The sequence below is a fragment of the Stenotrophomonas sp. P5_B8 genome (assembly GCF_054049855.1).
In genome coordinates this window covers 1-2835 of sequence record NZ_JBFULO010000465.1, presented here as the reverse complement: position 1 = coordinate 2835, position 2835 = coordinate 1, and the positions used below count along the sequence as shown (strand labels likewise).

The 2835-nt window shown below is 62.3% G+C and carries 2 protein-coding genes and 1 pseudogene; all 3 read left to right on the top strand.

Annotated elements, in window-relative coordinates:
• Positions 1 to 252: 252 nt before the first annotated feature.
• Positions 253 to 1326, top strand: a complete 1074-nt coding sequence (locus tag ACXJKH_RS18120) for a VirB8/TrbF family protein (protein WP_457321415.1) — start codon at positions 253 to 255, stop codon at positions 1324 to 1326.
• Positions 1323 to 2099 carry a TrbG/VirB9 family P-type conjugative transfer protein gene (locus ACXJKH_RS18115; RefSeq protein WP_457321413.1) on the top strand — a complete coding sequence of 259 codons (777 nt, stop codon included), beginning with the start codon at positions 1323 to 1325 and terminating at the stop codon, positions 2097 to 2099. The genes ACXJKH_RS18120 and ACXJKH_RS18115 overlap by 4 nt, the downstream gene beginning before the upstream one ends.
• Positions 2096 to 2835 (top strand): annotated as a pseudogene (locus ACXJKH_RS18110) (TrbI/VirB10 family protein); the annotation flags it as partial. The gene ACXJKH_RS18115 and the pseudogene ACXJKH_RS18110, both read left to right, overlap by 4 nt.

Here is a 2835-nt window from a genome sequence, read left to right as displayed (position 1 = left end):
CTCCACGATCAGCACCACCAATCCGCAGCAGGCCGTGATCGACCTGAGCAGCGCCTATTCGGCGCAGGGTGTGTCGGTGTCCATCGTCGGCAACCAGATCGTGGTGCAGAGCGTGGCCTCGAGCGTGTCCCAGGTCGGCGCCGATGCGTCGCACGGCAGTTGATGGTCTCGTTCCAACGCTGATGTGAGGTGCCCGGCGCAATGCGCCGGGGTGCCATGCCCTTTGATGTTCCAGCAGTACGGATGAATTCCATGTTCCGAAAGAAGGACGCAGGCAACAGCCCGAAAGTCGACCAGGCCGTCGCGAAGGCGGTGAGCTACGAGTTGACTGTCGCAGACATGGCGCGCCGCAGCGAACGTCGTGCCTGGTGGGTGGCGGGTGCTTCGCTGGTGATGTCCCTTGCCCTGGCCGGTGGCTATTACTACATGCTGCCGTTGAAGGAGAAGGTGCCGTTCCTGGTGATGGCCGATGCGTATACCGGCAATGCCACGGTGGCGCGTCTCAGTGGCAATTTTGGTGCCCAGAGCATCACCGCCAATGAGGCCATCAACCGGAGCAATGTTGCCCAATACGTTCTGGCGCGCGAATCGTTCGATTCGGCGGTGATGGGGCTGCGCGACTGGGATCTGGTGTTCACCATGTCCTCCGAGCCGGTTGCCGCCAGCCAGCGCCAGCGGTACGCGAACAACAACCCGCAGAATCCGGTCTTCGTCTATGGGACCAGCAAGGCGATCCGGGTGAAGATCCTGAGCATCACGCCGCTCGGTGCCGAGCCGAACGGCAGCTTCAAGGGTGCTTCGGTACGCATCCAGCGCAGTCTGCTGGACAAACGCACGGCAGTGTCGCAGTTCCTGGACAACCAGCTGGTGACCATGCGCTTTGAGTACCGCACCAATCTTGCACTGTCTGAACAGGATCGCGTGCTGAACCCTCTGGCGTTCCAGGTCACCGAGTACCGCGTCGACAACGATTACGCACGCGGAGTTCCGGTGCCGGACGACGCGGCGATGGCCAGTCAATCGGCGCAGGCCGCGCTGGCCAACCAGGCTGCGCAGGCCGCAGCATACGATCCGAACAATCCGGCTGCGGCCACCGTGATCGACCCGGTGACCGGTCAGCCGGTTGCGGCACCCGTGCCGGTCCCGCCGACACCTGGGCAGATGGTGCCCGGGCARGCTGTGCCCGGCCAACCGATGCAACAAGGCGTCCCGGGGCAGCTCGCGCCGGGACAAGCGATACCAGGACAAGTCGCGCCGCGGCAGCCGGCTCAAATGCCGGGCCAACGTGTTTCCACCGGAACTGCTGAGGGAGCAAGCAACCGATGAGTAGTAGCAAAGTTTGGTGGGCCGCGTTGGCCCTGTTGCCGATGCTGTCGGCGTTCTCTGCTCCGGTAGCGGCGCAGGCGGTTGACCAGTATGAGTATGAGAAAGACCGCATCTATCCGGTCCGTACAGGCTTGGGTCTGACCACTCAGATCGAGCTCAGCCCCAACGAGAAGATCCTGGACTACAGCACTGGCTTCAGCAACGGCTGGGAGCTGACCCGTCGCGAGAACGTGTTCTACCTCAAGCCGAAGAATGTTGACGTGGATACCAACATGATGGTGCGCACGGAKACCCATTCGTACATCTTCGAACTCAAGGTGGTTGCAACCGACTGGCGCCAGCTTGAACAGGCGCGTCGCGCAGGCGTGCAGTACAAGATCGCTTTCAGCTATCCCAGCGATACCGAATTCGGCACGGCGCAACAGGCCGTCGAAGAGGAGGTCAAGCCGCTGTTGAGTGCGGAACTGGCCAAGGATCGTCAGTACAACTTCGACTATTCCTACTCGACCCGCAGGGCGAAGAAGATGGGCTGGTTGATTCCGGTCAACGCCTACGACGATGGACGTTTTACCTATCTGAAGCTGCCGGCGTCGCCGGAGTACAAGACCGGCATTTTCCCGGCGGTGTTCGGCCGTGAGACCGAGTACGGCGAAGATTTCGTGGTCAACACCACGGTTGAGGGCAACTCTCTCATCGTGCACGGAACCTACCCCTACCTGGTCATCCGCCACGGTGATGATGTCGTCGGTCTGCGAAGGAACGTGAAGAAATGAGCCAGCACAACATTCCCGGCAACGAGCCGAACAACGGACATGACGACCAGCGCTACAACGCTGGCAATGGGCCGGATKAAACTCCGAACAACCCGTATTACGGCAGGAGCCAGGCTGAGCAGGCACCGAACCTGGATGCGGGCGCACCTCAGCTGCGGTCGTCCGAAGAGCAGCGCCTGAATCGCAAAGCACTGCTGTTCCTCGGCGGCATCCTGGTGCTTATCATTGCCATGGGTTTCCTCCTGCTGCGGAAGTCCAGCAGCGATTCGGACGCGCCGACCAAGCTCAATGAGACTGCACGCGTTTCCACGCCGGAGCTGCCGACCGTAGCACCCACGCAGGCCCCGCCGACGATGGCTGAGCCGATTCCGATGATTCCGCCGCTGCCAACCGAGCCGCGCGGCCCCATTCGGCCTGATTCGGATCTCGGGCAGGCGATGTCCGCTCCCCAGGTGGAACGCGGCCCTACGCTGCTTGATCGCCGCATAAGCGGTGGCGGCGGTGTGTCCGATGGTCAGTCCGGTGAGGGCGGCAGCGCTGGCGGTATGGACGAGTACACCCGCGCGATGCTGGCGCAGATGAGTGCAAACAGCCAGCCGCAACAGCCGCAGCAGCAGAAAACGCGTCGCGGTCCGGATGTGGAGGATGTGTCCAACGCATCCTTCATCCGCAGCCCGGACGCACTGCTTGTACGCGGCACGTATCTGCGATGCGTGCTCGAAACCCGCATCATCAC